General features: G+C 66.5%; 4 protein-coding genes. 3 read left to right on the top strand and 1 reads right to left on the bottom strand.

Annotated elements, in window-relative coordinates; all coding sequences use genetic code 11:
* From IG178_RS22795 to IG178_RS22785, 3 genes are all read left to right on the top strand, one after another.
* A partial coding sequence (locus tag IG178_RS22795) for a cbb3-type cytochrome c oxidase subunit II (protein ID WP_193214901.1) occupies positions 1-727 on the top strand: 727 nt, incomplete at its 5' end.
* Between the two features lie 80 nt (positions 728-807).
* Positions 808-1,884 carry a Gfo/Idh/MocA family protein gene (locus IG178_RS22790; RefSeq protein ID WP_193214900.1) on the top strand — a complete coding sequence of 359 codons (1,077 nt, stop codon included), beginning with the start codon at positions 808-810 and terminating at the stop codon, positions 1,882-1,884.
* A gap of 7 nt (positions 1,885-1,891) precedes the next feature.
* Positions 1,892-3,136, top strand: a complete 1,245-nt coding sequence (locus IG178_RS22785; protein WP_193214899.1) for a 3-keto-disaccharide hydrolase — start codon at positions 1,892-1,894, stop codon at positions 3,134-3,136.
* Between the two features lie 8 nt (positions 3,137-3,144).
* Here IG178_RS22785 and IG178_RS22780 read toward each other — a convergent pair.
* Positions 3,145-4,452, bottom strand: a 1,308-nt coding sequence (locus IG178_RS22780) for a LamG-like jellyroll fold domain-containing protein (RefSeq protein ID WP_193214898.1), incomplete at its 5' end; no start/stop codon positions are given.

Below are 4,452 nucleotides of genomic sequence, written 5' to 3'. Positions count from 1 at the left end.
CGTGGGAGTCACGGCCATCGCCATCGGGGTGCCGGCGCCGGCACCGGGGGCGGCCGGTGCAGTCGCGAGAGGCCGCCAGGTTTACCTCGCCGAGGGCTGCATCCACTGCCATTCACGCTACGTCCGGCCGGGACTTTCGGACACCGTCCCGTGGGGGCCCGCATCCGATCCCGCCGCCGTGACCGCGGAGCAGCCGGTCCTGATCGGCAACCGCCGGCAGGGCCCCGACCTGTCGAACGTCGGGATCCGTCGCTCCGCCGCCTGGCTGAAACTTCATTTCATCCGCCCGCGCGACCTCACCCCGGGATCGCCGATGCCATCGTATGCCCACCTTTTCGACGACCGGCGCGGCGACGATCTGGTGGCTTTCCTGCGCGACGTGCCCGCCGACGCGGCGCTTGCCCGCGGCGCGACCACCCTGACATGGACACCCGCCGACGGCCTGAAGATCCCGGACGGTGCCCCGATCTATAACCGCCACTGCGCCCAGTGCCACGGCCCGGTCGGCCACGGTGACGGCCCCCTGGCGACCCAACTGGCGAAAGCACCCACCGACCTCGACCACGGGCCATTCCTCTGGACGCCCCGCGGCCCGGACTTCGACCAGCGGCTGGCCCGCATCATCAAGTTCGGCATTCCCGGCACCGACATGCCCGGCCACGAAACCCTGTCCGACGCTGAAATCGTGGCACTCGCCCGCTACGTGCGCTACTTGCGGGGCGAATGATTCCGCTGGCATGATGCCCGGAGCGGGGTTGAAATCCCCTGAAACAATTCGTCACGTAACATCGTTTTACCGCCCCGAACATGCCAAAACCAATCCGAATCCTCTGCGCCGGAGCCGGCCACATGGGGCGCTCCCATGCCCTCGCCTACCACCGCATTCCCGGATTTGAGATCTGCGGCATCGTGACCCGCTCGGCGGAAAGCCGGAGCCGGCTCAACGAGGAACTCGGCGGCGGCTACCCGGAGTTCGCGGGCTTTCACGAAGCGCTCGCGGCGACCAAGCCCGATGCGGTCAGCATTTCCACCTACCCCGACACCCACGCCGCCTACGCGATGGCGGCCTTCGATGCCGGTTGCGACGTCTTCATTGAAAAGCCGCTCGCCGACACCCTGGAAGGCGCCGAGGAGCTGGTGGCCCGTGCCAAGGCGAGCGGCCGCAAGCTGGTGATCGGCTACATCCTCCGCCACCACCCGAGCTGGATCAAATTCATCGAGATGGCCCAGACGCTCGGCAAGCCACTGGTGATGCGCATGAACCTCAACCAGCAGTCGTTCGGCGCCAACTGGGAAACCCACAAGAACCTGATGGCGTCGATTTCCCCGGTGGTCGACTGCGGGGTCCACTACGTCGACGTGATGTGCCAGATGACCCGCTCGAAACCGGTCCGCGTTTCCGGCATCGGCGCCCGGCTGAGCGACGAGCTGCCCGAGGGAAAAATCAACTACGGCGCGCTGCAGGTGACCTTCGCCGACGGCTCGGTCGGCTGGTATGAAGCGGGCTGGGGCCCGATGATGAGCGAGGTGGCCTTCTTCGTGAAGGACGTCGTCGGGCCGAAAGGCTGCGTGTCGATCGTCGCCGACAAGGCGGCGGCCGAAGGTCAGAGCTCGAACGTCGATGCCCACACCCAGACGCAGTCGCTGAAGCTCCACCACGCCGTGCTCGACGGCAGCGGCAACTTCGCCAAGGCCGACGAATCCGTGCGGCTGGACGACGAGCCCGACCACGATGCCTTGTGCCATCGCGAGCAGGAGTTTTTCCTCAAGGCGATCCGCGAGGACCTCGATCTGACCGATCACATGGACGACGCGCTCAATTCCATGCGTATCGTCGCCGCCGCGGACGAAAGCTTCCGCACCGGCAAGACCATCGACCTTTGACCCCACCATGAAATCCATCGCCCTGCTCGTCAGCCTGCTCCCGCTCGCCGCTTCCGCCGAGGAAGACCTGTTCTTCGTCCCGCTTTTCAACGGCCGCGACCTCAGCGGCTGGACCGGCGACGGCTACGTCGTCGAGGACGGCGCCATCGTCTGCACCCCGCAGGGGAAGAATCTGGTGACCGCCTCGACTTACGCGAACTACATCTTCGACTTCGAGTTCAAGCTGCCGCCCGGCGGCAACAACGGCATCGGCATCCACTACCCGGGCACCGGCGACGCCGCCTACACCGGCATGGAAGTGCAGGTGCTGGATGACTCGGCGGAAAAGTACAAGACCCTCAAGCCCTACCAGTTCCACGGCTCGATCTACACCATGGTGCCGGCCAAGAAGGCCCCCCTGAAGCCGGTCGGCGAGTGGAACCACGAGCGCATCCTCGTCAATGGCAACGAGGTCAAGGTGCAGGTCAATGGCGAGCTCATCACCGAGGCGAACCTCGACGAGCTGAACGGGAAGTTCCCCGACCATGCCGGGGCGAAGCGCCGGTCCGGACACCTTGCCTTCTGCGGCCACGGCGATCGCGTCGCCTTCCGCGGCATGAAGATCTGCGAACTGCCGCCGGTTGCCAACGAGGACGGGGCGAAAAAGGAAGGCTTCACCAAAATCTTCGACGGCCACAGCCTCGCCGGCTGGGAAGCCGAAGAGGGCGACAAGGGCCACTGGGTGCCGGTGAACGGCATCCTGAAGTACGACGGCCGCAGTGAAGCCAAGGACAAGGACCTGTGGAGCGAGAAGGAATACGGGGACCTGACCCTGATCTTCGACTGGCGCTGGTCGGCCCCCGGTCCGCTGATGAAGCGCCCGGTGATCGGCCCCGACGGCAAGGAAACCGGCAAGAGCGTCGAGGTCCAGGAACTCGACAGCGGCATCTACCTGCGCGGCAGCTCGAAGAGCCAGGTGAACCTCTGGAACTGGCCCTGCGGTTCGGGCGAGGTCTACGGCTACCGCACCGACGGCAGCCAGCCGGCGGAGGTGATCGCGGGCGTCACGCCGCGGCTCAAGGCGGACAACCCGGTCGGCGAATGGAACCGCACCATGATCACCATGAAGGGCGACCGCCTCACCGTCACCCTCAACGGCCAGACCGTCATCGACCAAGCCCAGCTTCCCGGTGTCGCGGCCAAGGGCAAGATCGCCCTCCAGCATCACGGCTCGCACATCGACTTCGCCAACATCTGGATCAAGGAGCTCTGAGTTCCCCCTCACTCCGGCAGCGCCTCGATCCGGAAGAACCGCGTGCCCGCCCCCGGCGGCGGCTCGTAGGTCACCGTCACCTTCTCGTAGTCCGTTCCCGGGTAATCCTCGCGGATCACCTCGGTGACGCCCGGATCGGCGTCCTCCCAGGTGCTGAGGTCGTCGCCGACCTGGACCTGGTAGACCGCCCCGGCGGGCGCCTTGCGGGCGGTGAAGCTCAGCGTCACCCGGCCGTCCGCCGCCCGCTCGAGCGGCACCGGGAAGATGCTCGGGTTCAAGGGATCGCCGCCGAAAGCGAACTCCGCGAAGTTGCTCTGACCGTCGTGCTCGATGTCGAGGTCCATCCCGTGAAGGTGGCTCAGGCCCGGCAGCCATTCTTCCAGCCAGGTCTGATAGGGTGCCACCGGATCGGACTCGTTGAAGAGCGCTTCAATCTCCGGTGCCGACAGCACCCGCGAGTGGATGCGGAACTGGTCGAGGTCACCTTGGAAGCTGACCGCCGGGCCCTCCGGGTTGCCGCCGATGTTGACGAGGGGATTGGCATCCAGGAGGTCGCTGCTGCCGGTGGCCGACGTGTCGGGCTGGCCGTTGAGGTAGATCGCCATCGCCCCGGTGGCGCGGTCGCGGGTCAGCGCGACGTGCACCCATTCCCCGGGCGTCACACCGATGGTCCCGTGGAGGATGCTGTTCGCGGAATGATCGGCGTGGCCGGTCAGGAACGAGATCCGGTTCGTGCTGCCCGCGCGGGTCCCGGCAATCATGAAGTCGTTGTTCGGCCCCGGGGTGTCGGCGGTGACGATCGCCTGGCCTGACGGCGGGTTGTTGGTGACCGGGAAATCCCCGGCCGCCCTCATCCAGAAGGTGATGGTGAAGTCGCCTGGGGCCAGGTTGCCGACGGTGACCCGTTCATTGCCGCTGTCGAACGACAGGGCTCCCTCGAAACGACCGGTGGTCCAGTCTCCCGGCTCCATGTCGACCTGCGTGCCATGATTCTCCATCGGGGAGCTGTCGCTAGCCGAGCCGTCGAACTTCAGCCAGGTCACCAGGCTGCTGTCGGTGATGGCGACACGGGTGGTCGCGGAGGCGAAGTTCCCCACGTCACCCGCGCCGATGACCTTGCCGGCGGGCAGCTTGAGGGAGACTACGCCCGTGCCCGATGGGGTGATCGTGATTTCATAATCGGCGCCGCTGCCGCTCAGGTTCCCCGCCGTTCCGCCGCTCACCGCCAGATCCTCGACGGTGAGGCCGCTGACAGGACCGGAGAAACGGAGACCGACGACAAATGCATCCGTCGCGGACGGGGGCGCCAGGATCTC

The organism is Neoluteolibacter marinus, assembly GCF_014904755.1.
GTDB classification, from domain to species: Bacteria; Verrucomicrobiota; Verrucomicrobiia; order Verrucomicrobiales; family Akkermansiaceae; genus Haloferula; species Haloferula marina.
Note: the sequence above shows the minus strand (reverse complement) of the source record. Positions and strands in the feature narration are given on the sequence as shown.